Here is a 26330-nt window from a genome sequence, read left to right on the forward strand (position 1 = left end):
CTTGCCTCTTCAGCGCTGGCGCGCCGTCTTGCGCGGGGCGACGTACTTCGCCGCCGCGGGGGCGCCCGCGACCCGCGCGCGCCCGCCTTTCTCGGCCCAGGTGCGGGTCCAGCGGATCTGCATCACGCGCATCACGCCGAGCATCACCACCGACAGCAGCGCGAAGAAGACGAAGCCCCAGGTGTAGCTGCCGAGGTACTGCTTGGACAGGCCCATCGCATTGGGCACCAGGCCGCCGCCAAGCGCGCCGATTTCGCCGATCATCGAGCCCGCCACCGCGGTGCTGGCCGGCCAGCGCAGCGGCACCAGCTGGAACAGGGCGCCGTTGCCCGCGCCGAGGGCCGCGAAGCAGACGATCAGCAGCAGCGTCGTGAGCACCAGCGACGACGACGAGATGCCCACCAGCACCAGGCCGACGGCCACCACGGTGAGCACCAGGGTCAGCGTGTTGACGCCGCCCCAGCGGTCGGAGATCCAGCCGCCGACGATGCGCACCGCGGCGCCCATGAAGGCGGCCAGCATGGTCAGCTGGCCGGCCTGCACCTTGCTCACGCCGAACTGGTCGTAGTAGTAGGACGGCAGAAAGGTGGTGAGGCCGATGAAGCCGCCGAAGGTCACGCCGTAGATCAGGCTGAAGACCCAGCCGTCCTTCTCGAACAGGCAGGCGATGTGCTCGCGGAAGCTGGCGTGGCTGTCGATGTCCGGCGGCTCCTTGGCGAACACGATCATCACGACCATCGGCAGCAGGATCGCGCCGGCGGCGACGCCGTACACCGCCTGCCAGCCCAGCCATTGCGCCAGCGGCGGCGCCACCAGCACCGACACCGCGGTGCCGACGTTGCCGGCGCCCACCAGGCCCATCGCCAGGCCCTTGTGCTGCGGCGGGAACCAGCCCGAGCCCAGCGACAGCGCGACGCCGAAGCTGGCGCCCGCGATGCCCAGCAGCACGCCCATCGCGAGCAGGTCGTTGAAGCTCTTCACGAAGAAGAAGCCGAACAGCATCGCCACCGCGATCAGGCCCATCTCGACCAGCGTCGCGTTCTTGCGGCCGATGTACTGCGACAGGATGCCGAGCGGAAAGCGCATCAGCGCGCCGGCGATGATCGGCACCGACAGCATCAGCCCCTTCTGCGCCGGCGAGAGGTCGAAGGTCTCGCCGATGAAAGGCGCCATGGCGCCGTTGAGCACCCAGATGCAGCACGAGAACGAGAAGTACAGGAAGGCCGAGAACAGCGTCGGGCCGTGGCCTGATTGCAGAAACGTCTTGAAGCTGGACATGGCGGTCAATGCGAAATGCCGCGGCCCGGCCGGGAGCAGGCCGTGTCGTCGGACGGGGTTGGGGAGATGTGGCAGCGGCGCAAGCCGGCGGCCTGACGGGTGGCTCCGGCCGTGGCGCTGCCGGAGAGCGGCGAGGAACCTGCCGCTTCACCAATGCGGTGCTTCGTTACACCGCGCCCTAAACGACGCAAAAGACGTGCCAGTAACTTGAGGCCCGCCTCGCCTATGCTTTGCGTCACTCTCCAGACTTTGCCGTGACCTCTCTTCTCGTCGTTCTTCCCCCTGAACACGCCGGGGCTGCGCTGCCCGCCGAGCTGACGCGCGCGCTGGCCGGCCGCGGCATCGACGCGATCCCCTGCAGCGATCTGGTGCGCCAGGTCGAGATTTCTGCAGCACCACAGGTGCTTCTGTGGCAGCCCGTTCCGGTGCCCGGATCGCTCCTCGAGGCGCTGCAGACCTGGGCCGGCGCGCCGCCGTGCGCGCTGAGCCTGGCCAGCGGGCCGCTCGATGCCGACACGCACGCCCGACTGGTGGCGCTGGGCGTGCATGCCTGGGCGCCCATGGATGCGCTCGATGCGCCGTCGCTCGATGCGTTGCTGGCCCGGGCCCGCGCGCGCTGGCAGCGCGAGGCCGCGCTGCGCACCGAACTGGAGGCTTTTCGCACCCGCCTGGACGAGCGCAAGTGGATCGATCGCGCCAAGGGGCTGCTGATGTCGGCGCGCGGCATCGACGAGGACCAGGCCTTCGGCCTGCTGCGCGGCGCTGCGATGCATGCCAACCTGCGGCTCGGCGAGGTCTCGCGCTCGGTGCTCGAGGCCGCGCAGTGGGCCGATGCGATCAATCGCGCCGGCCAGCTTCGCATGCTGTCGCAGCGGCTGGTGCGGGTGGCCGCGCAAGGCCTGGCCGGCATCGACGCGCGGCGCGCGCGGGTGCTGCGCACGCAGTCCGCAGAGCGGGTGCAGCACAACCTCGATCATCTGGCGACCCTGGCGCTGGGCCAGGCCGGCAATGCAGCCCTGGCCCGGGTTCGCAGTGCATGGCAGGACCTGGAGAAGGCACTGTCGGCGCGGCCGGCGGCGCTGGCCGCGATCGATGCCCGGGCCGAAGCCCTGCTGGCCGCTGCCGAGGTGCTGACCGAGACGCTCGAAGCTTCCGGCGCCCGCCGGGCGCTGCGCATCGTCAACATCTGCGGCCGGCAGCGCATGCGGGCCCAGCGGCTGGCCAAGGATGCGCTGCTGGCCTCGATGCTGCCGTCGGCCGACTCGCAGCAGCGCCTGGCGGCCACCATGGACGAGTTCGAGGCAGCGCTGCGCGAGCTCGAGGCGGCGCCGCTGAGTTCGCCCGAGATCCGGGCCGCGCTGGCGATCGCGCGCGACGAATGGCTGCACCTGATGGGCGGCGTGCGCGGCCTCGACAGCGCCGAGGGCCGTGCCTCGCTGGTGCGCGCCAGCGATGCGCTGGTCGACACCTTCGAGCGCCTCACCGCCTCGTACGAACACAGCCTGCAGGTCATCATGTCCTGACTCCCGATGCGCGACGCAGGCCGTGCTTCAAGCCGCGGACTTCTCCACGTGCGCCTGGCGCGTGTAGAGAAAATCGATCACGGCCTTGCGGGCGTGCACGTAGACCGGGTCCTCGGCCAGCTCGACGCGGTTGCGCGGCCGCGGGATGTCGACCGCCAGCACCTCGCCGATGGTGGCTGCCGGGCCGTTGGTCAGCATCACGATGCGGTCCGACAGCAGCACCGCCTCGTCGACGTCGTGCGTCACCATGACCACCGTGCTGCGGGTCTTCTGCACGATCGCGAGCAACTCGTCCTGCAGCTTGGCGCGGGTCAGCGCATCGAGGGCGCCGAAGGGCTCGTCCATCAGCAGCACCTTGGGTTCCATCGACAGCGCGCGCGCGATGCCCACGCGCTGCTTCATGCCGCCCGAGATCTCGCCGGGCCGCTTCTGCGCCGCCGGCGTGAGGCCCACCAGCGCCAGCGCCGCCTCGGTGCGGGCCTTGAGCTGCGACTTGCTCTCGGTCGCCGCGAACACCCGCTCGACCGCCAGGTAGACGTTCTCGTAGCAGGTCAGCCAGGGCAGCAGCGAGTGGTTCTGGAACACCACCGCGCGCTCCGGCCCCGGGCCCCTGATCTCGCGGTTGGCGCACAACAGCACGCCCTGCGTCGGCGTGGTCAGGCCGGCGATCAGGTTCAGCAGCGTCGACTTGCCGCAGCCCGAGTGGCCGATCAGCGTGATGAACTCGCCCTTGGCGACGTTCAGGTTCACCTCGCGCAGCGCCAGGAAGCTGCCCTTGGCGGTCTTGAAGCGCTGTTCGACGCCTTCGATGCTGATGTACTTGTTGTCATCATTCATGACTTCACCTCTTCGAACGTGAACGCGGTGGCGATCCTGACGAGCGCGAACTCGAGCACCAGGCCGACGATGCCGATGACGAAGATCGCGATGATGATGTTGGCGACGTTGAGGTTGTTCCACTCGTCCCAGACCCAGAAGCCGATGCCGACGCCGCCGGTCAGCATCTCGGCCGCGACGATCACCAGCCAGGCGGTGCCGACCGCCAGCCGCACGCCGGTCAGCATGTAGGGCAGCACGGCGGGGAACAGGATCTTGGTGAAGATCTTCCATTCGCTGAGGTTCAGCACGCGGGCGACGTTCATGTAGTCGCTCGGCACGCGCTGCACGCCGACCGCGGTGTTGATGATCATCGGCCAGATCGAGCAGATGAAGATGGTCCAGATGGCGGCCGGGTTGGCGCCCTTGAACACCAGCAGGCCGATCGGCAGCCAGGCCAGCGGCGACACCGGCCGCAGCAGGCTGATCAGCGGATTGAACATCCGCGACAGGAACTCGAAGCGCCCGATCGCGAAGCCGGCCGGGATGCCGACCGCGGCCGCCAGGCCGAAGCCCAGCGCCACGCGCTGCAGCGACGAGAGCACGTTCCAGCCCACGCCCTGGTCGTTCGGACCCTTGCTGTAGAACGGATCGCTGAACACCGAGAGCGCCTGCTGCCAGGTCGCGAGCGGCGAGGGGAAGCCGGTGGTGCTCTTGAGCGCCACCAGTTCCCAGACCAGCACCAGCAGCGCGAAGCCGAGCACCGGCGGCAGCACGCGCAGCCACACGGCGCGGAAATCGCGCGGCACGCGCGGCGCCGGTTCGACCGCGGCCGGCGCGGCTGCCGGCCGCGCGGCCTGGGGATGGGCCTTGGCGGCCGGCATCGCCGGTTTGGCCTCGATGGGGGAGTGGAAGACTGCACTGACCATGGCGGGCTCCTCAGGCGTTGACCTTGAACGACTCGGCGTACTGCTTCGGGTTCTTGCCGTCCCAGACCACGCCGTCGAACAGCTTGCTGCTGCGCATCGTGTCCTTCGGAACCGGCGTCTTGGTGGCGGCGGCGGCCTGCTTGTAGATGTCGAGCTGGTTGATCTGCGTGGCCACCTGCAGGTAGTCCGGGTGCTCCTTCAGCAGGCCCCAGCGCTTGTGCTGCGTGAGGAACCACATGCCGTCCGACAGGTACGGGTAGGTGACCGCGCCGTCGCCGTAGAACTTCATGTGGTTGGGGTCGTCCCAGTTCTTGCCGAGGCCGTTGGTGTAGCGGCCCAGGATGCGCTGGTTGATCGCGTCCACGCTGGTGTTGACGTAGCTCTTGTCGGCGATGGTCTCGGCCATCTTGTTCTTGTTCTGCAGGCCGGTGTCGATCCACTTGCCGGCCTCGATGATCGCGGCGGTCACGGCGCGCGCCGTGTTCGGATACTTCTTCACGAAGTCGCCGGTGGTGCCGAGCACCTTCTCCGGGTGGTCCTTCCAGATGTCCTGGGTGGTGATCGCGGTGATGCCGATGCCGTCCATGATCGCGCGCTGGCCCCAGGGCTCGCCGACGCAGTAGCCGTCCATGTTGCCCACCCGCATGTTGGCCACCATCTGCGGCGGCGGCACGGTGATGACCTTGGCGTCCTTCAGCGGGTTGATGCCGTTGGCGGCCATCCAGTAGTACAGCCACATCGCGTGGGTGCCGGTGGGGAAGGTCTGGGCGAAGGTGTATTCGGCCTTCTCCTTGCCCATCACCTTGGCCAGCGATGCGCCGTCGACCGCGCCCTTGTCGGCCAGCTTCTTCGACAGCGTGATGGCCTGGCCGTTGTTGTTGAGGGTCATCAGCACCGCCATGTCCTTCTTCGGGCCGCCGATGCCCAGGTGCACGCCGTAGACGAGGCCATACAGCACATGGGCGAAGTCGAGCTCGCCGTTGACCAGCTTGTCGCGCACGCCGGCCCAGCTGGCCTCCTTGCTCGGCACGATCTTGACGCCGTATTTCTTGTCGATGCCGAGCACCGAAGCCATCACGACGCTGGCGCAGTCGGTGAGCGGGATGAAGCCGATCTTGACTTCCTCCTTCTCGGGCTTGTCCGAGCCCTGGGCCCAGACGGCGGCGCGCAGCGCGGGGTCGAGCCCGACCACGCCGGCGGCAGCGGCCTGCAGCACTCGGCGACGACTCAGTGGGTGTTTCAGTGCATCGGTCATGGGGCGTACTCCGGAAATGAAAAACGAAATCGGGAAAACAAAACAAAAAAGGCGTCCTCATCGCGCACTGGCTGCTCTGAGTCGAGCCCCTGCGGGATAAGGACGCCTTTGTCCGGTTCGGTGAGCGGCACCCGCCGTTGGATGCCGCCTGCCTGAAGACCTTCGTCGGTCTATGCCTGGGAGAAAAGCAAGCAGCGTGCCAATCTTGTATTGCTATCAATAAGGGAGCATCCACATCGCTCTGGCGCTCGCAAGCGATAGGATTTCGGGATGAACGCCTGCGCGCTGCCCTGCTTGTGCGGTGCACCATTCCGGGTGCTCGGCGCACCCATCAGGAAGCCTTGTCGGCAGGCAGGTACTCGGCCATCGCGAGCACCGATTCGGCGACCTCGACCAGCCGCCGTCCCTGGTTCATCGCCGTCTGGCGCAGCATCTTGTGGGCCTCTTCCTCGCTGATGCGGCGGTGCGCCATCAGCAGGCCCTTGGCGCGCTCCACCAGCTTGCGCTCGTTGAGCGCGGCGCGCACGGTGGCCAGCTCGTCGCCCATGGCCTGCAGCCTGCGCGACTGCTCCTGCACCATGTCGAGGATCGAACGTTCGAGCTGGCGGCCGTAAGGCGCGCCGGCAGCCAGCGAGGACGGGCCGGGCGCTGCGTCCGTCGCCGCGACCGCATCGAGAAAGAAGTCCGCCGTGCCACCGTCGTCGTCCTGCAGGCTGGCGAGCAGGGCTTCGTGGGCCTGCAGCTCGGTGCGGGCCTGGGCGGTCTTCTGCATGCACAGTTGCCGCAGGTCTTCGGCCAGTCGCTCCTCGACCGATTGCATGGCGTCGATGCGGCGCGAGCAGCAGTCGAACCAGGCCTGGCTCAGCTCGCTGTCGAGCGCCACGCCGGCCGGCGCAGCGCAGGCGACGCGGCGCAGCCGCTCCTGTTCGGCCAGCTGGGCAGGGGACTGCAGCGCGCCCCAGGCTTCAGCCAGGCCGGGCGCGGCGAACTCCGTGAATAGCTGGAAGCAATGCTCCTGCGAGGCGATCAGGTGCAGCCACTGCTGCTGGCGCGCCGCCTCGTTGCGGCCCGAAGCGAAGGCGGCGGCGCCGCAGGCCCGCTCCTGGCCCGCGAACTCCTTGCCCTGCATGAAATTGAACAGCGCCACCAGCCGGCGCGAGATCTCCGGGTCGGTCGCGCCGTCGGCGGCCTCGAACACCACCGTGATCAGGCCGGCGACCAACTTGACGAAGGCCGCGGTCGACCGGCCGGCATCGAGCTCGAGCGCGCCGATGCGCCGGCGCAGCTCGGGCAGGGCGGCCAGCCCCGGCAGCACCCAGGCGATGCGGCTGAACAGCCGCGCGCCGTTGCCGACGACCCGGCCCTCGGCATCGAGCTGATCGAAGGCCAGGCGCACGGCTTCCTCCAGCTGCCGGCATTCGGCGATCTGTTCGTCGCGCTGGCGGGCGAAGCGCTGGCCGCGCGAGGCCAGCAGCACATTCGAAATGCCGCGTTCGCGCTGCAGGGCATGCACCAGCCGGCCGATGGTCGCCACCAGCTCGCTGGTGCGCGCGAGCTGCTCCAGCTCGTCGATCTCGCAACGCAGCGCGCCGACCAGGAAGCTCAAACCGGATTTCATCGTGATGCTCTCGAGGCCCGAAGGCCGTTTCAGGGGATTGGAGCAACATCCGTGCCCCGACGACTGGCGCCGCCTACACTCGCCCTCATGCTTGTATTGGGAATCGAATCCTCCTGCGACGAAACGGGCGTGGCGCTGGTCGATGCCGGCGCCGGCGGCTTGCCGCGCCTCGCCGCGCATGCGCTCCACAGCCAGATCACCATGCACCAGGCCTACGGCGGCGTGGTGCCCGAGCTCGCGAGCCGGGACCACATCCGGCGCGTGCTGCCGCTCACCGAGACGGTGTTCGCGGAGGCCGGCCGGCAACTGTCCGAGGTCGACGTGGTCGCCTACACGCGCGGGCCCGGCCTCGCGGGCGCGCTGCTGGTCGGCGCCGGCGTGGCCTGCGCGCTGGCGGCGGCGATCGGCAAGCCGGTGCTCGGCGTGCACCACCTCGAAGGCCACCTGCTGTCGCCCTTCCTGAGCGCCGACCCGCCCGAGTTCCCCTTCGTCGCGCTGCTGGTGTCGGGTGGCCACACGCAGCTGATGAAGGTCGAGGGGGTCGGGCGCTACGAGCTGCTCGGCGAGACCATCGACGATGCCGCCGGCGAGGCCTTCGACAAGAGCGCCAAGCTGATGGGCCTGCCGTACCCCGGCGGTCCCTGGCTCGCCAAGCTGGCGGAGGCGGGCGACGCCGAGGCCTTCAAGCTGCCGCGGCCGCTGCTGCACAGCGGCAACCTGGATTTTTCCTTCGCCGGACTGAAGACCGCGGTGCTGACTCAGGCCAGGAAGCTGGGCGACCAGCTCGAGGCCCGCAAGGCCGATCTCGCGGCCTCGACGCAGGCAGCGATCGTCGAAGTGCTGTTGAAGAAGTCGATGGCGGCCATCGAGCAGACCGGACTCGATCGATTCGTGGTCGCGGGCGGCGTGGGTGCCAACCGCATGCTGCGCCAGCAACTCGATGCGGCCTGCGCGAAGCGGGGCGTGCGGGTGCACTACCCGGAGCTTCACCTGTGCACCGACAACGGCGCGATGATTGCGATGGCGGCGGCGATGCGGCTCGCGGCCGGCGTGCAGCCGCCGACCGAGCGCTACGCCTTCGACGTCAAGCCGCGATGGCCATTGGCATCGCTGGACTCGTCGCTGCTGGCCGCCTGAGGTCTTCCCGGGCCCGCGCAGGCAGCGGCAGCACATCGAGCATCTTGCGCCAGAGGCTGGACCATTGCGGCCAGTCGTGGCCGCCTTCCGTGGTGAACACATGGCCGGGCGGAAGCGCGTCGGCCAGCAGTTGATGGTTGGAGGCGAAACGGTCGCTGAGCCCGAAGCCCAGGTACAGCGGCGGCAGGTGCTTTGCGCGCTGCGGCGAGGCGTACTGCTGCAGCCACGGCCACAGCTTGCGATCCACTTCCTCGTCCGGCGGCGGTCCTTCGGGCGCCTTCCAGGCGCGCAGCCCGCCGGCCTTGTGGATCTCGGCGCCGATCGGCCGCCGGCCCAGATAGGGCGCCAGCGCAACGATGCCGTCGACCGCGCCGGGCCTTGCCAGTTCGTGGATCAAGGCGCCGAAACCGCCGATCGAGATGCCCACCAGCCAGATCGACCGGTAGCCGGCCGCACGCTGCGGCTGCAAGACGTCCTGATGCAGCCGCTCGATGAAAGTCTGGTCGTAGTAGTAGGAGACGTCGGCGTCGACCAGCAGGGAGTCGGCCTCGAACTCGCGTTCCCGCACGGCGTTCACGAAACCCTCGCGCTCGAACTCCTCCGGCTTCAGGAAAGCACCCGGAAGGAATACCAGCAGCGTGTCGGATCGGACGTCGTTTTTCGCGAACTTCAAGTGCGTTTTCATGTTGCTTCAATCGGGTGCCTGCCGTCTGCGGCCATCGCATTTCGGCGATTCCGGGCACTAGTTAAGAAGAAAGCATTGAAAAATTCGTCACAGAACGTGACGAATTTCGCACTTATTGTGAGCTACAAACTTGACTGTTAAAGCAACAGAAAGTTACAGCACCGGCCATTTGGGGGAATTGCGCCCGGGCCGATCCGGGCGCATAGCGTTTTCTATCAGTTGATCGCGAGTTGCGCGACGTTGCTGACCGGCACCAGCTTGCCGAGCTTCAGGCTCAGCACGCCATTTTCGAGCTTGGCTTCGCTGGCCGCGACGTCGATGTCCTGCGGCAGCTCGTAGGCGGCCTTGATCTGGCGCTTGGCTTCGGCCTTGCTCTCGATGCGGACCACGGCGCCTTCGATGCCGATCGTCAGGTCGTCGCGCGACAGGCCGGGCACGTCGAGCGTGAGGGTCCAGGTCTTGTCGTCCTGCTCGACGTTGAGCGAACGCTGCGCACCCGAGAAGGCCTGGTTGACGAAGCGCTCGAGGCTGCGGTCATAGGTGCGCGGAACGAAGCGGGCGGTGCGGACTGCGGGGGCGAAAAACATGGTGAGACTCCTGGGCTGAGTGATGACTTCCGGGACAAGAATGTGTGTCCCTTACACTGCGCGGCGTTCAACAAGACAAGTGCCGCATGCCAACGCATCTAGGCGCTGCAACAGGGGATTCAAGACAATGCCTTCCAACTTTATTTGGCGTCGACGCGCCTTGAAATTGGCCGCTCTGGCGCTATGCGCGCCGGCGCTCCCCGCCGCCCTGGCGCAGTCGGCGCCACCGATCCGGCTGGCCCTGATCGAGAGCATGAGCGGGCCTTTCGCCAACACCGGCGAGGCGGTGTTCCGCAATCTTCTGTGGGCGGTCGAGCGGGTCAACGCCCGTGGCGGCGTCAAGCTGCCGGGCGGTGCCCGCATGCTGCAACTCGATCGCTACGACAGCAAGGGACAGAACGAAGAGGCGCTGTCGGCGCTGCGCGCGGCGATGGACGACGGCGCGCGCATCGTGCTGCAGGGCAACTCCTCGGCCACCGCGGCGGCGCTGATCGACGCCATCGACAAGAACAACGAGCGCGACCCTTCGCGGCGCGTGCTGTTCCTCAACTACTCGGCGGTCGATCCGGCGCTGACCAACGAGCGCTGCAGCTTCTGGCATTTCCGCTTCGATGCCCATGCCGACATGCGCGTCACGGCGCTGATGCAGGTGTTGCAGGAGGACAAGGCGCTGCAGCGCGTCTACCTCATCGGGCAGGACTACAGCTTCGGCCAGTCGGTGCTGCGCGAATCGCGCCGCCAGCTGGCCGGGCTGCGCCCCGACGTGCAGATCGTCGGCGACGAGCTGCACCCGATGGGCCGCGTCAAGGACTTCTCGCCCTATGCGACGAAGATCATGGCCAGCGGTGCGCAGGGCGTGATCACCGGCAACTGGGGCAACGACCTCACGCTGCTGGTCAAGGCGGCGCGCGAGGCCGGCTTCAACGGCAGCTTCTACACCTTCTACGGCAACGCACTGGGCGCGCCGGCGGCCATCGGCGACGCCGGCATCGGCCGCGTGGTGGCGGTGGCGGACTGGCTGCCGAACGTGCAGACACCGCAGAGCGAGGCCTTCTATCGCGACTTCCGCACCCGCTTTCCGAAGGCCTCCGACGACTACGTCCACATGCGCATGCAGCTGCTGATCGAGGCGCTGGCGCAGGCCATCGAGCGGGCCGGCAGCGTCGACACCGTGGCCGTCGCGCGCGCCCTCGAGAAGGCCGACGTCTCGCTGGCCGGCCAGCGCGGCCACATGCGCGCCGAGGATCATCAGTTCCAGCAGCAGCTGGTGGTCGGCGTCATGGACCGGCAGGGTGCGCCCGGCGTCAAGTTCGATGTCGAGGGCTCGGGCTACGGCTTCCGGGTCATCAAGACCATCCCCGCCAGCCGCGCCGAAATGCCGACCAGCTGCAAGATGCAGCGCCCCTGAACCCGAAAGACAAGCCATGCGTCAAGCGATCCACGACCTCGAAGCCTCCAAGATCCGCGAGGTGGCCAATGCCGGCCTCGGCCGCAGCGACGTGCTGGCCTTCTGGTTCGGAGAAAGCGACGAGGTCACGCCCGATGTGGTCCGCCAGGCCGCCATCGATTCGCTGCAGCGCGGCGAGACCTTCTATGCCCACAACCTGGGCCTGCCCGAGCTGCGGGAGGCGGTGGCCGCCTACATGAGCGGGCTGCATCCGAAGATCGAGGCCTCGCGCATCGCGATCACCTCGGGCGGCGTCAGCGCGCTGATGCTGGCGGTGCAGGCGCTGGTCGATGCCGGCGACGAGGTGGTGGCGGTCACGCCGGTCTGGCCGAACCTCACGGCGCAGCCCGCGATCCTCGGCGCCCGCGTGCGCTGCGTTGCGCTGGTGCCGAGGGCAGGGCAGTGGACGCTCGACCTGGACGCGCTACGCGCGGCCGTCACGCCGGCCACCAAGCTCTTGATCGTCAACGCACCGAACAATCCGACCGGCTGGACGCTCACGCGCGCCGAGCAGCAGGCGATCCTCGACCACTGCCGCGGCACCGGCACCTGGATCCTGGCCGATGAGGTCTACGAGCGGCTCTACTACGAGCCGACGCCCAACGGCTGCGCGCCGAGCTTCCTCGACATCGCGGGCGCCGACGACCGGCTGGTGGTCGCCCACAGCTTCAGCAAGAGCTTCCTGATGACCGGCTGGCGCCTCGGCTGGCTGGTGCTGCCGCCGGCCCTGATGGACGGCATGGGCAAGCTGATCGAGTTCAACACCTCCTGCGCCAGCGTCTTCACGCAGCGCGCAGGCATCGCGGCGCTGGCGCATGGCGACGAGATCACGCCGAAGATCGTGGCCCATCTCAAGGCCTGCCGCGACACGCTGCTGCCCTTGCTGGCCGACGTGCCCGGCGTCAAGGTCGCGCCGGCGCGCGGCGGCATGTACGCCTTCTTCCAGCTCGAGGGCTTCGGCGATTCGCTCGAGGTCGCCAAGCGCCTGGTGGTCGAGGCCGGCCTCGGCCTGGCCCCCGGCAACGCCTTCGCCCCCGAAGCCCAGGGCTGGCTGCGCTGGTGCTTCGCGTCGAAGGACCCCGGCCGGCTGGTCGAGGGGGTCGACCGCCTCAAGCGCTGGCTGGCGGCGCAATAGGGCGGGTTGCGCTTTCGGTATATAATCCCAAAGCTTTGCATGTTGCAAGCGCACGGTGGGTGCAGTTCCAGCGCACACCGCAAGTCAAACATCCCGGCGGTTCGCCCCCCGGGATCGGAACGAAGGAAACACAATGATCGCAGCCTCCATCAAGGCCGAAGTTGTCAAGGACAACGCCCGCGCCGCCAACGACACCGGCAGCCCGGAAGTGCAAGTCGCACTGCTGACCGCCCGCATCAACGAGCTCACGCCTCACTTCAAGACGCACGCCAAGGACCACCACGGTCGCCGCGGCCTGCTGCGCATGGTGAGCCGCCGCCGCAAGCTGCTGGACTACCTCAAGTCCAAGGACGCCGACCGCTACACCGCGCTGATCGCCAAGCTGGGCCTGCGCAAGTAAGTCGAATCGCATGCAAAAACGCCTGGGTTAGTCCGCTAGCTCAGGCGTTTTTTACTTCGGAGCCGCAAAAACAGAGCGAAGCTGTGTCATTCCAGAGAGGTTCTCACCGAGCTTCCCTGGAATGGCATCGTGTTCTGACAAGCGCTCCGGCCCCCGCGGGACCCGTGGTCGTCACAGGTCGCCGCCATCCAAACAGGAGCACAACATGAGCCTCTTCAACAAAGTCACCAAGTCCTTCCAATGGGGCGGCAAGACCGTCGTTCTGGAAACCGGCGAGATCGCCCGGCAGGCCAGCGGTGCCGTGACCGTGGACATCGAAGGCACCGTGGTGCTGGCCACCGTGGTCGCCTCCAAGTCGGCCAAGCCCGGCCAGGACTTCTTCCCGCTGACCGTCGACTACATCGAGAAGACCTACGCCGCCGGCAAGATCCCCGGCAGCTTCTTCAAGCGCGAAGCCAAGCCCAGCGAACACGAAACGTTGACCAGCCGCCTGATCGACCGCCCGATCCGCCCGCTGTTCCCCGAAGGCTTCCTGAACGAAGTGCACGTGGTCATCCACACGCTGTCGCTCAACCCCGAAGTCGACGCCGACATCGCCGCCATGATCGGCGTCAGCGCCGCGCTGTCGATCTCCGGCATCCCGTTCAGCGGCCCGATCGGTGCCGCCCGCGTGGGCTACATCAACGGCCAGTACGTGCTGAACCCGGGCCAGACGGCCCGCAAGGATTCGCAGATGGACCTGGTCGTCGCCGGCACCGAAGCCGCCGTGCTGATGGTCGAGTCCGAAGCCCTGCAACTGAGCGAAGAAATCATGCTCGGCGGCGTGGTGTTCGGCCATGAACAAGCCAACATCGCGATCAACGCGATCCACGAACTGGTGCGCGACGCCGGCAAGCCGGTCTGGGACTGGCAGCCGCCGGCCGAAGACGAAGCCTTCGTCGCCAAGGTCAAGGGCCTGGCCGAAGAGAAGCTGCGCGCGGTCTACCAGATCCGCAGCAAGCAGGCCCGCACGCAGGCCCTGCGCGAAGCCAACGCCAGCGTGATGAACGCGCTGAAGGAAAGCGGCGAACCCTTCGACGCCGGCAAGGTCAGCGACCTGCTGTTCTCGATCGAGTCGAAGATCGTCCGCGGCCAGATCCTGTCGGGCGAACCCCGCATCGACGGCCGCGACACCCGCACCGTGCGCCCGATCGAGATCCGCAACGGCGTGCTGCCGCGCACCCACGGCTCGGCGCTGTTCACCCGCGGCGAGACCCAGGCGCTGGTGGTCACCACGCTCGGCACCGAACGTGACGCACAGCGCATCGACGCGCTGATGGGCGAGTACGAAGACCGCTTCCTGTTCCACTACAACATGCCTCCCTTCGCCACCGGCGAAGTCGGCCGCATGGGCTCGACCAAGCGCCGCGAAGTCGGCCACGGCCGCCTCGCCAAGCGCGCGCTGGTCGCGGTGCTGCCGAACAAGGAAGAGTTCCCCTACACGATCCGCGTGGTGTCCGAGATCACCGAATCGAACGGCTCCTCGTCGATGGCTTCGGTCTGCGGCGGCTGCCTGTCGATGATGGACGCCGGCGTGCCGATGAAGGCCCACGTGGCCGGCATCGCCATGGGCCTGATCAAGGAAGACAACCGCTTCGCCGTGCTGACCGACATCCTGGGCGACGAAGATCACCTGGGCGACATGGACTTCAAGGTGGCCGGCACGACCAACGGCATCACCGCGCTGCAGATGGACATCAAGATCCAGGGCATCACCAAGGAAATCATGCAGGTCGCCCTGGCCCAGGCCAAGGAAGCGCGCATGCACATCCTGGGCAAGATGCAAGAGGCGATGGGCGAAGCCAAGGCCGAGGTGTCGACCTTCGCCCCGCGCCTGACCACGCTCAAGATCAACCCCGAGAAGATCCGCGACGTGATCGGCAAGGGCGGCTCGGTGATCCGTGGCCTGCAGGAAGAAACCGGCACCACGATCAACATCGACGAAGACGGCACCATCACGATCGCCTCGACCGACCCGGAAAAGGCCGAAGCCGCCAAGAAGCGCATCGAGCAGATCACCGCCGAAGTCGAAATCGGCAAGGTCTACGAAGGCCCGGTCACCAAGATCCTGGACTTCGGCGCGCTGATCAACCTGCTGCCCGGCAAGGACGGCCTGCTGCACATCAGCCAGATCGCGCACGAGCGCGTCGAGAAGGTCACGGACTACCTGAGCGAAGGCCAGATCGTCAAGGTCAAGGTGCTCGAGACCGACGAGAAGGGCCGCGTCAAGCTGTCCATGAAGGCGCTGACCGAGCGTCCGGCCGGCATGGAATTCAGCGAGCGCCCGCCGCGTGAAGACCGCGGCGACCGTGGCGACCGCGGTGGCGAGCGCCGCGAGCGTTCGGACCGTGGCGACCGCGGCGGCGATCGTCCGCCGCGCGCCGAGCGCGCACCGCGCTTCGAGAACAACGAGCGTGGCGGCGAGCAGGCCGTGGAGCAGGTGGCCGAGCAGCAGCCGGTTCAGGAATCGAACCGCGGCGACGGCCAGGCCTGATGAGCCGCGATGGCGGCGACGCCATCGCGCTGGACCGCGTGCCGCCCGCATTGTGCGCGGCGGCCGCTACCCGGAAAGAGACCATGAAAGCCATTGAGATCACATCGTTCGGCGCCCCCGAGGTGCTGCGCATGGTGGAACGTCCTGCGCCCGTTGCCGGCGCGGGCGAATTGCTGATCCGTGTGGCCGCGAGCGGTGTCAACCGCCCCGACGTGCTGCAGCGGACCGGGAACTACCCGGTGCCGCCGGGCGCCTCCGACCTGCCCGGACTCGAAGTCGCGGGCGAAATCGTCGCCGGCGACGACAAGGCGCTGGCCGAGGCCGGCTTCAAGATCGGCGACCACGTCTGCGCCCTGGTGGCCGGCGGCGGCTATGCCGAGCTTTGCGTCGCACCGGTGGCCCAGTGCCTGCCTGTGCCCAAGGGCTGGAGCGACGTCGAGGCAGCCACGCTGCCCGAGACCTTCTTCACCGTCTGGAGCAACGTCTTCGAGCGCGGCCGCCTGCAGAAGGGCGAGACCCTGCTGATCCAGGGCGGCACCAGCGGCATCGGCGTCACCGCGATCCAGCTCGGCAAGGCGCTCGGCGCCACCGTGATCGCGACCGCCGGCAGCGACGACAAGTGCGAGGCCTGCCTGAAGCTCGGCGCCGACCACGCGATCAACTACAAGACGGCCGATTTCGCCGAAGAGGCCAAGCGCCTCACCGGCGGCAAGGGCGTCGACGTCATTCTCGACATGGTGGCCGGCGGCTACGTGGCGCGGGAGATCGACTGCCTGGCCGAAGACGGCCGGCTGGTGATCATCGCGGTGCAGGGCGGCGTCAAGGCCGAGGTCAACGCCGGCCTGGTGCTGCGCCGCCGGCTCACGATCACCGGCTCGACCCTGCGGCCGCGGCCGGTCGCGTTCAAGGGCGCGATCGCCAAGGCCCTGCGCGAGCGCGTCTGGCCGCTGCTCGAGAGCGGTGCGGTCAAGCCGATCATCCACAGCCGCTACGCAGCGGCCGGGGAGCCCAGCGGCGCCGCGCAGGCCCACGTCCTGATGGAATCGAACCAGCACATCGGCAAGATCGTGCTGACCTGGTGAACTAGACAGACATGACGACCAAGAAGAACCTGATCGCGGGCAACTGGAAGATGAACGGCAGCCTGGCTGCCAACGAGGCGCTCGTGAAGGCCTTGCTCGCCGGGGTGGGCGCGCCCGCCTGCGAAGTCGCGGTCTGCGTGCCGGCGCCGTATCTCTCGCAGGTGCAGTCGCTGGTGGCAGGCTCGCCGATCGCGCTCGGTGCGCAGGACCTCTCGGCCCAGCCGCAGGGTGCCTTCACGGGCGAGCAATCGGCGGCGATGCTCAAGGACTTCGGCGTGCGCTACGCGATCGTCGGGCACTCCGAGCGGCGCCAGTACCACGGCGAGACGGATGAGCTCGTGGCGGCCAAGACCGCCGCCGCGCTGGCCAACGGCATCACGCCGATCGTCTGCGTCGGCGAGACGCTGGCCGAGCGGGAAGCAGGGCGCACCGAGGAGGTCGTCAAGCGCCAGCTGGCCGCGGTGATCCATGTCAACGGCCATTGCATCAGCGAGATCGTCGTCGCCTACGAACCGGTCTGGGCCATCGGCACCGGCAAGACGGCGACGCCGGCACAGGCCCAGTCGGTGCATGCCGTGCTGCGTGCGCAGCTGCACCACGCGGCCAGCGAGCATGCCGCCGGCATCCGCATCCTCTACGGCGGCAGCATGAACGCGGCCAACGCGGCCGAACTGCTGGCCGAAGCCGACATCGACGGCGGCCTGATCGGCGGCGCGTCGCTCAAGGCCCCCGATTTCCTGCAGATCATTGCAGCGGCCCGCTGAAGCGCGGCCGACGACAAAAATTTAGGAGTTAGAACGAATGAATGTGGTCCTCAACATCCTGGTGGGCGTGCAGATGCTCACCGCGCTCGCCATGATCGGGCTGATCCTGATCCAGCACGGGAAGGGCGCCGACATGGGCGCCGCCTTCGGCAGCGGCAGCGCCGGCAGCCTGTTCGGCGCCAGCGGCAGCGCGAACTTCCTGTCGCGCACCACCGCGGTGCTGGCGGCCGTGTTCTTCGCCTGCACCCTGATGCTGGCCTATTTCGGCCACGCCCGGCCGGCCGGCGGCGGCAACAGCCTGCTCGAACGCGCGACCACCGGTACCCCGGCGCCGGCGCCCGCACCTGCCGCGGCCCCCGAATCGGCGACCCAGATCCCGAGCAGCGGCGGCGCTTCCACGCCGGCGGCCCCGGCCTCGGCACCGGCCGCGCCCGCCCCGGGCGCGGGCCAGATCCCGGGCAAGTGATCCGTTAGCGAACTTGTTGGCCGTCGAGTGAAATCGGCCAAATTTCAGGGTAAACTCTAAAGCTGTTCCGGAAAGCCAAAACCTTACAAGGTTCCTCATGCCATCCGGGCAGCAAAAACCGCGGTCGTGGTGAAATTGGTAGACACGCTATCTTGAGGGGGTAGTGGCGAAAGCTGTGCGAGTTCGAGTCTCGCCGACCGCACCAAATCTCACTGGCAGGAAATGTGCTTCCTGCCAGTGTCAAGCGGTGATAGAACCCCCTGATGAACCTCGATTCCTACCTCCCCGTCCTGTTGTTCATCCTGGTCGGCGTCGGAGTCGGCGTTGCTCCTCAGGTTCTGGGTTACATCCTCGGCCCCAATCGGCCGGACGCTGCCAAGAATTCCCCCTACGAATGCGGCTTCGAGGCCTTCGAAGACGCGCGCATGAAGTTCGACGTCCGGTACTACCTGGTCGCGATCCTCTTCATCCTCTTCGATCTCGAAATCGCTTTTCTCTTTCCCTGGGCCATCGCGCTCAAGGAGATCGGTGTCGTCGGCTTCTGGGCCATGATGATTTTCCTGGCCATCCTCGTCGTGGGTTTCATCTACGAGTGGAAAAAAGGCGCGCTCGATTGGGAATGACAAGGAATCCGCAAAATGGCCATTGAAGGCGTCATGAAGGAAGGCTTCGTCACCACCACCTACGACTCGGTGGTGAACTGGGCCAAGACCGGATCACTGTGGCCCATGACCTTCGGTCTGGCCTGCTGTGCCGTGGAGATGATGCATGCGGGCGCTGCCCGCTATGACATCGACCGCTTCGGCATGCTGTTCCGCCCCAGCCCGCGCCAGTCCGATCTGATGATCGTGGCCGGCACGCTGTGCAACAAGATGGCGCCGGCGCTGCGCAAGGTCTACGACCAGATGCCCGAGCCGCGCTGGGTGCTCTCGATGGGCTCCTGCGCCAATGGCGGCGGCTACTACCACTACAGCTATTCGGTCGTGCGCGGCTGCGACCGCATCGTGCCGGTCGATGTCTACGTGCCGGGCTGCCCGCCGACCGCCGAGGCGCTTTTGTACGGGGTGATCCAGCTCCAGCAGAAGATCCGCCGCACCAACACGATCGCGCGCGCCTGAAGAGCGAGAGACATGACCGACTTTGCCATTTCTCCCGAGGCGCTGCAGACCCAGATCATCGAAACACTTGGCTCCAAGGCGAAGAGCGTCACGCTCGCGCTGGGCGAGGTGACGGTGGTCGTCGGCGCCGCCGACTACCTCGAAGCTGCCATCCTGCTGCGTGACGCGCCGGGCTGCCGTTTCGAGCAGCTGATCGATCTCTGCGGCATGGACTACTCCGACTACCGCGAAGGCGAGTGGCAGGGCGAGCGCTTCGGCGTCGTCTCGCACCTGCTGTCGGTGAGTCTCAACCAGCGCGTGCGCCTGCGGGTGTTCGTGCCCAACGAAGACCTGCCGGTCATCGATTCCCTGACCCCTGTCTGGAACGCTGCCGGCTGGTTCGAGCGCGAGGCCTTCGATCTCTACGGCATCGTGTTCGAAGGCCATGACGACCTGCGCCGCATCCTGACCGACTACGGCTTCATCGGCCACCCGTTCCGCAAGGATTTCCCGGTGTCGGGCCATGTCGAGATGCGCTATGACGCGGAACAGAAGCGCGTGATCTACCAGCCGGTCTCGATCGAGCCGCGCGAGATCACGCCGCGCGTGATCCGCGAAGACAACTACGGTGGCTTGCACTGATGGCTGAAATCAAGAACTACACGCTCAACTTCGGCCCGCAGCATCCCGCAGCACACGGCGTGCTGCGGCTCGTGCTCGAGCTCGATGGCGAAGTGATCCAGCGCGCCGACCCGCACATCGGCCTGCTGCACCGCGCCACCGAAAAGCTGGCCGAGTCGCGCACCTTCATCCAGTCGCTGCCCTACATGGACCGTCTCGACTACGTGTCGATGATGAGCAACGAGCATGCGTACTGCCTCGCGATCGAGCGCCTCATGGGCCTCGACGTGCCGCTGCGGGCGCAATACATCCGCGTCATGTTCGCCGAGATCACGCGGCTGCTGAACCACCTGCTGTGGCTCGGCGCGCACGGCCTGGACTGCGGCGCGATGAACATGCTCATCTACTGCTTCCGCGAGCGCGAAGACCTGTTCGACATGTACGAGGCGGTGTCGGGTGCGCGCATGCACGCGGCCTATTTCCGTCCGGGCGGCGTCTACCGCGACCTGCCGGACGCGATGCCGCAGTACAAGGTCAGCAAGATCAAGAACGCGAAGGCGATCGAGCGGCTCAACGAGAATCGCCAGGGTTCGCTGCTCGACTTCGTCGACGACTTCTGCAAGCGCTTCCCGAAGATGGTCGACGAGTACGAGACGCTGCTCACCGACAACCGCATCTGGAAGCAGCGCACCGTGGGCATCGGCGTGGTTACGCCCGAGCGCGCGCTCAATCTCGGCTTCACCGGCCCGATGCTGCGGGGCTCGGGCATCGCCTGGGACCTGCGCAAGAAGCAGCCCTACGACGTCTACGACCGCATGGAGTTCGACGTCCCGGTGGGCGTCACCGGCGACTGCTACGACCGCTACCTGGTGCGCGTCGAGGAGATGCGCCAGGCCAACAAGATCATCCAGCAATGCTCGGCCTGGCTGCGTGCCAACCCGGGCCCGGTGATCACGGCCAACCACAAGGTGGCGGCGCCGGCGCGCGAGTCCATGAAGGCCAACATGGAAGAGCTGATCCATCACTTCAAGCTCTTCACCGAAGGTTTCCACGTGCCCGAAGGCGAGGCCTATGCCGCCGTCGAGCATCCCAAGGGCGAGTTCGGCATCTACCTCGTGAGCGACGGTGCCAACAAGCCCTACCGCCTGAAGATCCGCGCACCGGGCTTCCCGCATCTGGCGGCCCTGGACGAAATGGCGCGCGGCCACATGATTGCCGACGCTGTCGCCGTGATCGGCACCATGGACATCGTGTTCGGCGAGATCGATCGATGAGCCATCCCATGCATTCCGACTCTTCTTCCCACGGCAGCCAAGCGGCGCTGTCGGCCGCCACGCTGGAGCGTTTTGCCCGCGAGGTCGCCAAGTACCCGCCGGCCGGCAAGCAGTCGGCCGTGATGGCCTGCCTGGCGATCGTGCAGCAGGACGAGGGCTTCGTGAGCGAACAGCGCGAGCGCGAGATCGCCGCCTACCTCGGCATGGCGCCGATCGCGGTGCACGAGGTCACGACCTTCTACAACATGTACAACCAGCGGCCGCTGGGCGCCTACAAGCTCAACGTCTGCACCAACCTGCCGTGCCAGCTGCGCGACGGCGCGAAGGCGCTGGCCCATCTCGAGCAGAAGCTCGGCATCCGCATGGGCGAGACCACGCCCGACGGCATGTTCACCTTGCAGCAGAGCGAGTGCCTCGGCGCCTGCGCCGATTCGCCGGTGATGCTGGTCAACGACCGCACCATGTGCAGCTTCATGAGCAACGAGAAGCTCGACCAGCTGATCGACGGCTTGCGCGGCGCGACCGCGAAGGGAGCCCAATGATGTCGCCCGAGCAAGTACTCCAGCAGTTCCAGGCCACTGGCGTCCAGACCTGCTTCCACGACCGCCACATCGAGCCGCAGATCTATGCCGGCCTGAACGGCACCAACTGGCGCCTGGCCGACTACGAGGCGCGCGGTGGCTACAAGGCGCTGCGCAAGATCCTCAGCGAGGGCCTGACGCCCGACCAGGTGATCGCCGAAGTCAAGGCCTCGGGCCTGCGCGGCCGCGGCGGCGCCGGTTTCCCGACCGGCCTCAAGTGGAGCTTCATGCCGCGCCAGTTCCCGGGTCAGAAGTACCTGGTCTGCAACTCGGACGAGGGCGAGCCGGGCACCTGCAAGGACCGCGACATCCTGCAGTTCAATCCGCACATCGTGATCGAGGGCATGGCCATCGCCGCCTATGCGATGGGCATCAGCGTGGGCTACAACTACATCCACGGCGAGATCTTCCAGACCTACGACCGCTTTGAAGAGGCGCTCGAGGAAGCCCGTGCGGCCGGCTATCTCGGCGACGGCATCATGGGCAGCACCTACAACTTCCAGCTGCATGCGGCGCACGGCTTCGGCGCCTACATCTGCGGCGAAGAGACGGCGCTGCTCGAATCGCTCGAAGGCAAGAAGGGCCAGCCGCGCTTCAAGCCGCCGTTCCCGGCCAGCTTCGGCCTCTACGGCAAGCCGACCACGATCAACAACACCGAGACCTTCGCCGCGGTGCCTTGGATCATCAACAACGGCGGCGTGGCGTACCTCGAGTGCGGCAAGCCGAACAACGGCGGCACCAAGATCTATTCGGTCAGCGGCGACGTCGAGCTCCCCGGCAACTACGAAGTGCCGATGGGCACGCCATTCTCGAAGCTGCTCGAACTCGCCGGCGGCGTGCGCAAGGGCCGCCAGCTCAAGGCCGTGATCCCCGGCGGCTCGTCGGCGCCGGTGCTGCCGGCCGACATCATGATGCAGTGCACGATGGACTACGACTCCATCGCCAAGGCCGGCTCGATGCTGGGCTCGGGCGCGGTCATCGTGATGGACGACAGCCGCTCGATGGTCGAGTCGCTCAAGCGCCTCTCGTACTTCTACATGCATGAATCCTGCGGCCAGTGCACGCCTTGCCGCGAAGGCACCGGCTGGCTCTGGCGCGTGGTGGATCGCATCCACAACGGCCATGGCAAAGCCACCGACATGGACCTGCTGAACTCGGTCGCCGACAACATCCAGGGCCGCACCATCTGCGCGCTGGGCGATGCCGCCGCGATGCCGGTGCGGGCCATGATCAAGCACTTCCGTCACGAATTCGAGGCACTGATCCCGGGCTACGTCCCGAAGACGGCCGCCCGGGCCTGACGAGCGCGAGAAGAAAAACATATGGTTGAAATCGAACTCGACGGCAAGAAGGTCGACATCGTCGAAGGCAGCATGATCATGCATGCGGCCGACAAGGCGGGTACCTATATCCCGCACTTCTGCTATCACAAGAAGCTCAGCATCGCGGCCAACTGCCGCATGTGCCTGGTCGACGTCGAAAAGGCGCCCAAGCCGATGCCGGCCTGCGCCACGCCCGTGACGCAGGGCATGATCGTCCGCACCAAGAGCGACAAGGCCATCAAGGCCCAGCAGTCGGTGATGGAGTTCCTGCTCATCAACCACCCGCTCGATTGCCCGATCTGCGACCAGGGCGGCGAATGCCAGCTGCAAGACCTGGCCGTGGGCTACGGCGGCTCTTCCTCGCGCTACGAGGAAGAAAAGCGCGTCGTCTTCCACAAGGATGTCGGCCCGCTGATCAGCATGGAAGAGATGAGCCGCTGCATCCACTGCACGCGCTGCGTCCGCTTCGGCCAGGAAGTGGCCGGCGTGATGGAGCTCGGCATGTCGCACCGCGGCGAGCACTCCGAGATCGAGACCTTCCTCGGCGACTCGGTCGACTCCGAGCTGTCGGGCAACATGATCGACATCTGCCCGGTGGGCGCGCTCACGAGCAAGCCCTTCCGCTACAGCGCCCGGACCTGGGAGCTGTCGCGCCGCAAGTCGGTCAGCCCGCACGACTCCACCGGCGCCAACCTGATCGTCCAGGTCAAGAACAACCGCGTGATGCGCGTGGTGCCGCTCGAGAACGAAGACGTCAACGAATGCTGGATCGCCGACCGCGACCGCTTCTCGTACGAGGCCCTCAACGGCCCCGAGCGCCTGACGCAGCCGATGCTCAAGCAGGGCGGTCAGTGGCAGCAGGTCGACTGGCAGACCGCGCTCGAATACGTCGCCAATGGCCTGAAGCAGATCAAGGCCGACCACGGTGCCCAGAGCATCGGCACGCTGGTCAGCCCGCACAGCACGCTCGAGGAGTTGCAGCTGGCCAAGCTGCTGACCCACGGCCTGGGCAGCGGCAACATCGACTACCGCCTGCGCAACGCCGAATTCGGCGCCGCCGAAGGCATCCGCTGGCTCGGCACTTCGGTGGCTTCGCTGACGCAGCTGCAGCGCACGCTGGTGATCGGCTCGAACCTGCGCAAGGACCATCCGCTGTTCGCGCAGCGCATCCGCCAATCGGTGCGCAAGGGTGGGGCGCTGAGCGCCATCACCTCGGCCGAACTGCTGGCCGATGCCGATGCGTGGGCCATGCCGATCGCGAACGCCGCCATCCTGCCGGCCGACCAGTGGGTGGCCGCGCTGGTCGAACTCGCCGGCGCGATCGCCGAAAGCACCGGCGCCACCGCGCCCGTGGCACTCGATGGCGCCGCCAGCGACGCCGCCAAGGCCCTGGCCGCATCGCTGCTCGGCGGCGAGCGCAAGGCCATCCTGCTCGGCAATGCCGCAGCCCACCATCCGCGCGCCAGCAGCCTGCTGGCGCTCGCCAACTGGATCGGCGCCCAGACCGGCGCCAGCGTCGGCTACCTGACCGAAGCCGCCAACACGGTCGGCGCGCAGCTGGTCGGCGCGCTGCCCAGGGATGGCGCGCTGAATGCCGGCCAGATGCTCGCAGGTGGGCTGAAGGCCGCGCTGCTGCTCAACACCGAGCCGGTGTTCGACTCGGCCGCCGGCGAAGCCGCGGTCGAAGGCCTCGCGCATGCGCAGATGGTCGTCACGCTGAGCCCCTTCAAGGCCAACCTCGAATTCAGCGACGTGCTGCTGCCGATCGCTCCCTTCACCGAAACCCCGGGCACCTTCGTCAATGCCGAAGGCCGCCTGCAGAGCTTCCATGCGGTCGTCAAGCCGCAGGGCGAAGCGCGTCCGGCCTGGAAGGTGCTGCGCGTGCTGGCGAACCTGCTCGGCCTGCCGGGCTTCGCCTTCGAATCCACCGCCGACGTGCTGGCTGACATCGATTCACCGGCCCAGGTGCCCGCCGGCAAGCTGGCCAACGCCACGGCCGCCGCCGTCGACACCAGCGCCGCTCAGGCGGTGCCGGTGGTCGCGAGCATCTACCAGCTCGACTCGATCGTGCGCCGCGCGCCTTCGCTGCAACTCACCGCCGATGCCCGCCAGGCAGCGGCCGCCCAGGAGGTGTCGGCATGATCGACGCACTGCACGGCTTCGGCATGGGCCTGGTTTCCGCCGGCTGGTGGACCGGCGTGGTCTGGCCCGTGATCTGGACCCTGATCAAGATCATCGTGGTGGTGCTCCCGCTGATGGGCGCGGTCGCCTACCTCACGCTGTGGGAACGCAAGGCCATCGGCTTCACGCAGATCCGCATCGGCCCCAACCGCATCGGCCCGCTGGGCCTGCTGCAGCCGATCGCCGACGCGCTCAAGCTCCTGACCAAGGAAATCATCCTGCCGTCGGCGGCCAACAAGGGCCTGTTCCTGTTGGGCCCGATCATGACCATCATGCCGGCGCTGGCCGCCTGGGCCGTGATCCCCTTCGGTCCCGACGTGGCGCTGGCGAACATCAACGCCGGCCTGCTGTTCGTGATGGCCATCACCTCGCTCGAAGTCTACGGCGTGATCATCGCCGGCTGGGCCTCGAACTCGAAGTACGCCTTCCTGGGCGCGCTGCGTGCCTCGGCCCAGATGGTCAGCTACGAAATCGCGATGGGCTTCTGCTTCGTCGTCGTGCTGATGGTCTCCGCCAGCCTCAACATGACCGACATCGTGACCGGGCAGGGCAAGGGCCACTTCGCCTCGATGGGCATCGGCTTCCTGTCGTGGAACTGGCTGTCGCTGCTGCCGATCTTCGTCGTCTACTTCATCTCGGGCCTGGCCGAGACCAACCGCCACCCCTTCGACGTCGTCGAAGGCGAATCGGAAATCGTCGCCGGCCACATGATCGAGTACTCGGGCATGAGCTTCGCGATGTTCTTCCTGGCCGAGTACGCCAACATGTGGCTGGTCTCGATCCTGTGCGCGGTGCTGTTCCTCGGCGGCTGGCTGCCCCCGTTCGACTTCCTGGCCTTCATCCCGGGCTGGATCTGGCTCGGCATCAAGACCTTCTGCGTGGTCACCATGTTCCTCTGGGTCCGCTCGACCTTCCCGCGCTTCCGCTATGACCAGATCATGCGGCTGGGCTGGAAGATCTTCATTCCGGTCACCTTGGTGTGGCTGGTGGTGGTCGGCGCCTGGATGCAGACCCCCTTCAACATCTGGAAATAACTGGAACTGCCATGACTGCGCCCTCCGCCAGCGCGCTTGCGCGCTCCTCCACCACTGCGTCCGCGCCGTTCTCGCTCAAGGACTTCCTGTCCAGCTTCATGCTGGTGGAATTGTTCAAGGGCCTGGCGCTGACCGGCAAGTACGCCTTCAGCCGCAAGATCACCGTCCAGTTCCCTGAAGAGAAGACGCCGCTGTCGCCGCGCTTCCGGGGCCTGCACGCGCTGCGCCGCTACGAGAACGGCGAAGAGCGCTGCATCGCCTGCAAGCTCTGCGAGGCCGTCTGCCCGGCGCTCGCGATCACGATCGAATCCGACGTGCGCGACGACGGCTCGCGCCGCACCACGCGCTACGACATCGACCTGACCAAGTGCATCTTCTGCGGCTTCTGCGAAGAAAGCTGCCCGGTCGACTCGATCGTCGAGACCCACATCTTCGAATACCACGGCGAGAAGCGGGGCGACCTGTACTTCACCAAGGACATGCTGCTCGCCGTCGGCGACCGCTACGAAAAAGAGATCGCCGCCAACAAGGCGGCCGACGCCAAGTACCGCTGAAGCCTGAGCCC

The 26330-nt window shown here is 67.2% G+C and carries 25 protein-coding genes and 1 tRNA gene; 19 read left to right on the forward strand and 7 right to left on the reverse strand.

Annotated features, from left to right (window positions below; genetic code table 11):
• Positions 1-9: 9 nt before the first annotated feature.
• Positions 10-1278 (reverse strand): MFS transporter, encoded by a 1269-nt coding sequence (locus tag QTI45_RS01615; protein ID WP_286371361.1) that lies wholly within the window; start codon positions 1276-1278, stop codon positions 10-12.
• Between the two features lie 254 nt (positions 1279-1532).
• Here QTI45_RS01615 and QTI45_RS01620 point away from each other — a divergent pair, with 254 nt between their 5' ends.
• Positions 1533-2801 carry an ANTAR domain-containing protein gene (locus QTI45_RS01620; protein WP_286371362.1) on the forward strand — a complete coding sequence of 423 codons (1269 nt, stop codon included), beginning with the start codon at positions 1533-1535 and terminating at the stop codon, positions 2799-2801.
• 27 nt (positions 2802-2828) lie between these two features.
• Here the strand turns inward: QTI45_RS01620 and QTI45_RS01625 are convergent, their stop codons facing one another.
• The 4 genes from QTI45_RS01625 to QTI45_RS01640 form a co-directional block, all read right to left on the reverse strand.
• Positions 2829-3638, reverse strand: a complete 810-nt coding sequence (locus QTI45_RS01625; protein ID WP_286653324.1) for an ABC transporter ATP-binding protein — start codon at positions 3636-3638, stop codon at positions 2829-2831.
• Positions 3635-4546, reverse strand: a complete 912-nt coding sequence (gene ntrB, locus QTI45_RS01630; protein ID WP_286371364.1) for a nitrate ABC transporter permease — start codon at positions 4544-4546, stop codon at positions 3635-3637. The genes QTI45_RS01625 and ntrB overlap by 4 nt, the downstream gene beginning before the upstream one ends.
• Positions 4547-4556: 10 nt before the next feature.
• Positions 4557-5801 carry a CmpA/NrtA family ABC transporter substrate-binding protein gene (locus tag QTI45_RS01635; RefSeq protein WP_286371365.1) on the reverse strand — a complete coding sequence of 415 codons (1245 nt, stop codon included), beginning with the start codon at positions 5799-5801 and terminating at the stop codon, positions 4557-4559.
• A 331-nt stretch (positions 5802-6132) separates the two neighbouring features.
• A complete protein-coding gene (locus tag QTI45_RS01640; RefSeq protein ID WP_286653325.1) occupies positions 6133-7419 on the reverse strand; it encodes a nitrate regulatory protein in 1287 nt (428 codons plus the stop codon).
• A gap of 87 nt (positions 7420-7506) precedes the next feature.
• Between QTI45_RS01640 and tsaD the strand changes: the two genes are divergently transcribed.
• Entirely contained in the window at positions 7507-8556 is a 1050-nt protein-coding gene (gene tsaD, locus QTI45_RS01645; protein ID WP_286371367.1) for a tRNA (adenosine(37)-N6)-threonylcarbamoyltransferase complex transferase subunit TsaD, read from the forward strand.
• Here the strand turns inward: tsaD and QTI45_RS01650 are convergent.
• Both QTI45_RS01650 and QTI45_RS01655 read right to left on the reverse strand, forming a co-directional pair.
• Positions 8504-9229 carry an alpha/beta hydrolase-fold protein gene (locus QTI45_RS01650; protein WP_286371368.1) on the reverse strand — a complete coding sequence of 242 codons (726 nt, stop codon included), beginning with the start codon at positions 9227-9229 and terminating at the stop codon, positions 8504-8506. The genes tsaD and QTI45_RS01650 overlap by 53 nt on opposite strands.
• A 227-nt stretch (positions 9230-9456) precedes the next feature.
• Complete coding sequence (locus QTI45_RS01655) at positions 9457-9828, reverse strand: Hsp20/alpha crystallin family protein (RefSeq protein WP_286371369.1); 372 nt, start codon at positions 9826-9828, stop codon at positions 9457-9459.
• A 127-nt stretch (positions 9829-9955) separates the two neighbouring features.
• On the opposite strand from QTI45_RS01655, the gene QTI45_RS01660 reads away from it, so the two are divergent.
• From QTI45_RS01660 to nuoI, 17 genes are all read left to right on the forward strand, one after another.
• Entirely contained in the window at positions 9956-11236 is a 1281-nt protein-coding gene (locus tag QTI45_RS01660; protein WP_286371370.1) for a branched-chain amino acid ABC transporter substrate-binding protein, read from the forward strand.
• Entirely contained in the window at positions 11142-12410 is a 1269-nt protein-coding gene (locus QTI45_RS01665) for a pyridoxal phosphate-dependent aminotransferase (RefSeq protein WP_286371371.1), read from the forward strand. Before QTI45_RS01660 ends, QTI45_RS01665 begins: the two co-directional genes overlap by 95 nt.
• 133 nt (positions 12411-12543) lie before the next feature.
• Complete coding sequence (gene rpsO / locus QTI45_RS01670; protein ID WP_007837783.1) at positions 12544-12810, forward strand: 30S ribosomal protein S15; 267 nt, start codon at positions 12544-12546, stop codon at positions 12808-12810.
• A 205-nt stretch (positions 12811-13015) separates the two neighbouring features.
• Complete coding sequence (gene pnp / locus QTI45_RS01675; RefSeq protein ID WP_286371372.1) at positions 13016-15343, forward strand: polyribonucleotide nucleotidyltransferase; 2328 nt, start codon at positions 13016-13018, stop codon at positions 15341-15343.
• Between the two features lie 83 nt (positions 15344-15426).
• Entirely contained in the window at positions 15427-16425 is a 999-nt protein-coding gene (locus QTI45_RS01680; protein WP_286371373.1) for an NAD(P)H-quinone oxidoreductase, read from the forward strand.
• Between the two features lie 11 nt (positions 16426-16436).
• Entirely contained in the window at positions 16437-17189 is a 753-nt protein-coding gene (gene tpiA / locus QTI45_RS01685; RefSeq protein WP_286371374.1) for a triose-phosphate isomerase, read from the forward strand.
• Positions 17190-17226: 37 nt separating this feature from the next.
• Positions 17227-17655: a preprotein translocase subunit SecG gene (gene secG, locus QTI45_RS01690; RefSeq protein WP_286371375.1), complete on the forward strand. Its 429-nt coding sequence runs from the start codon at positions 17227-17229 to the stop codon at positions 17653-17655.
• 120 nt (positions 17656-17775) lie between these two features.
• Positions 17776-17860 (forward strand) — tRNA-Leu (locus tag QTI45_RS01695).
• Between the two features lie 58 nt (positions 17861-17918).
• A complete protein-coding gene (locus tag QTI45_RS01700; RefSeq protein WP_286371376.1) occupies positions 17919-18278 on the forward strand; it encodes an NADH-quinone oxidoreductase subunit A in 360 nt (119 codons plus the stop codon).
• Positions 18279-18293: 15 nt separating this feature from the next.
• Positions 18294-18773 (forward strand): NuoB/complex I 20 kDa subunit family protein, encoded by a 480-nt coding sequence (locus tag QTI45_RS01705; RefSeq protein ID WP_012748606.1) that lies wholly within the window; start codon positions 18294-18296, stop codon positions 18771-18773.
• Between the two features lie 12 nt (positions 18774-18785).
• Positions 18786-19394: an NADH-quinone oxidoreductase subunit C gene (locus tag QTI45_RS01710; RefSeq protein ID WP_286371377.1), complete on the forward strand. Its 609-nt coding sequence runs from the start codon at positions 18786-18788 to the stop codon at positions 19392-19394.
• Positions 19394-20647 (forward strand): NADH-quinone oxidoreductase subunit D, encoded by a 1254-nt coding sequence (locus QTI45_RS01715; RefSeq protein WP_286371378.1) that lies wholly within the window; start codon positions 19394-19396, stop codon positions 20645-20647. Before QTI45_RS01710 ends, QTI45_RS01715 begins: the two co-directional genes overlap by 1 nt.
• 8 nt (positions 20648-20655) lie before the next feature.
• A complete protein-coding gene (locus QTI45_RS01720; RefSeq protein WP_286371379.1) occupies positions 20656-21189 on the forward strand; it encodes an NADH-quinone oxidoreductase subunit NuoE family protein in 534 nt (177 codons plus the stop codon).
• Complete coding sequence (gene nuoF / locus QTI45_RS01725) at positions 21189-22529, forward strand: NADH-quinone oxidoreductase subunit NuoF (RefSeq protein ID WP_286371380.1); 1341 nt, start codon at positions 21189-21191, stop codon at positions 22527-22529. The genes QTI45_RS01720 and nuoF overlap by 1 nt, the downstream gene beginning before the upstream one ends.
• Before the next feature lie 21 nt (positions 22530-22550).
• Positions 22551-24692 carry an NADH-quinone oxidoreductase subunit NuoG gene (gene nuoG, locus QTI45_RS01730; protein ID WP_286371381.1) on the forward strand — a complete coding sequence of 714 codons (2142 nt, stop codon included), beginning with the start codon at positions 22551-22553 and terminating at the stop codon, positions 24690-24692.
• On the forward strand, positions 24689-25765 hold the full coding sequence (nuoH, locus tag QTI45_RS01735) for an NADH-quinone oxidoreductase subunit NuoH (RefSeq protein WP_286371382.1): 1077 nt from the start codon (positions 24689-24691) through the stop codon (positions 25763-25765). The genes nuoG and nuoH overlap by 4 nt, the downstream gene beginning before the upstream one ends.
• A gap of 11 nt (positions 25766-25776) precedes the next feature.
• Positions 25777-26319 (forward strand): NADH-quinone oxidoreductase subunit NuoI, encoded by a 543-nt coding sequence (nuoI, locus tag QTI45_RS01740; RefSeq protein ID WP_286371383.1) that lies wholly within the window; start codon positions 25777-25779, stop codon positions 26317-26319.
• Positions 26320-26330 lie beyond the last annotated feature (11 nt).

The organism is Variovorax saccharolyticus (assembly GCF_030316765.1).
GTDB lineage: Bacteria > Pseudomonadota > Gammaproteobacteria > Burkholderiales > Burkholderiaceae_C > Variovorax > Variovorax saccharolyticus.

Coding starts and splice junctions, on each gene's coding strand:
- QTI45_RS01615 (WP_286371361.1), bottom strand. CDS start 1,278: ATGTCCAGCTTCAAGACGTTTCTGCAATCAGGCCACGGCCCGACGCTG.
- QTI45_RS01625 (WP_286653324.1), bottom strand. CDS start 3,638: ATGAATGATGACAACAAGTACATCAGCATCGAAGGCGTCGAACAGCGC.
- ntrB (WP_286371364.1), bottom strand. CDS start 4,546: ATGGTCAGTGCAGTCTTCCACTCCCCCATCGAGGCCAAACCGGCGATG.
- QTI45_RS01635 (WP_286371365.1), bottom strand. CDS start 5,801: ATGACCGATGCACTGAAACACCCACTGAGTCGTCGCCGAGTGCTGCAG.
- QTI45_RS01640 (WP_286653325.1), bottom strand. CDS start 7,419: ATGAAATCCGGTTTGAGCTTCCTGGTCGGCGCGCTGCGTTGCGAGATC.
- tsaD (WP_286371367.1), top strand. CDS start 7,507: ATGCTTGTATTGGGAATCGAATCCTCCTGCGACGAAACGGGCGTGGCG.
- QTI45_RS01655 (WP_286371369.1), bottom strand. CDS start 9,828: ATGTTTTTCGCCCCCGCAGTCCGCACCGCCCGCTTCGTTCCGCGCACC.
- QTI45_RS01660 (WP_286371370.1), top strand. CDS start 9,956: ATGCCTTCCAACTTTATTTGGCGTCGACGCGCCTTGAAATTGGCCGCT.
- QTI45_RS01665 (WP_286371371.1), top strand. CDS start 11,142: ATGTCGAGGGCTCGGGCTACGGCTTCCGGGTCATCAAGACCATCCCCG.
- rpsO (WP_007837783.1), top strand. CDS start 12,544: ATGATCGCAGCCTCCATCAAGGCCGAAGTTGTCAAGGACAACGCCCGC.
- pnp (WP_286371372.1), top strand. CDS start 13,016: ATGAGCCTCTTCAACAAAGTCACCAAGTCCTTCCAATGGGGCGGCAAG.
- QTI45_RS01680 (WP_286371373.1), top strand. CDS start 15,427: ATGAAAGCCATTGAGATCACATCGTTCGGCGCCCCCGAGGTGCTGCGC.
- tpiA (WP_286371374.1), top strand. CDS start 16,437: ATGACGACCAAGAAGAACCTGATCGCGGGCAACTGGAAGATGAACGGC.
- secG (WP_286371375.1), top strand. CDS start 17,227: ATGAATGTGGTCCTCAACATCCTGGTGGGCGTGCAGATGCTCACCGCG.
- QTI45_RS01700 (WP_286371376.1), top strand. CDS start 17,919: ATGAACCTCGATTCCTACCTCCCCGTCCTGTTGTTCATCCTGGTCGGC.
- QTI45_RS01705 (WP_012748606.1), top strand. CDS start 18,294: ATGGCCATTGAAGGCGTCATGAAGGAAGGCTTCGTCACCACCACCTAC.
- QTI45_RS01710 (WP_286371377.1), top strand. CDS start 18,786: ATGACCGACTTTGCCATTTCTCCCGAGGCGCTGCAGACCCAGATCATC.
- QTI45_RS01715 (WP_286371378.1), top strand. CDS start 19,394: ATGGCTGAAATCAAGAACTACACGCTCAACTTCGGCCCGCAGCATCCC.
- QTI45_RS01720 (WP_286371379.1), top strand. CDS start 20,656: ATGCATTCCGACTCTTCTTCCCACGGCAGCCAAGCGGCGCTGTCGGCC.
- nuoF (WP_286371380.1), top strand. CDS start 21,189: ATGTCGCCCGAGCAAGTACTCCAGCAGTTCCAGGCCACTGGCGTCCAG.
- nuoG (WP_286371381.1), top strand. CDS start 22,551: ATGGTTGAAATCGAACTCGACGGCAAGAAGGTCGACATCGTCGAAGGC.
- nuoH (WP_286371382.1), top strand. CDS start 24,689: ATGATCGACGCACTGCACGGCTTCGGCATGGGCCTGGTTTCCGCCGGC.
- nuoI (WP_286371383.1), top strand. CDS start 25,777: ATGACTGCGCCCTCCGCCAGCGCGCTTGCGCGCTCCTCCACCACTGCG.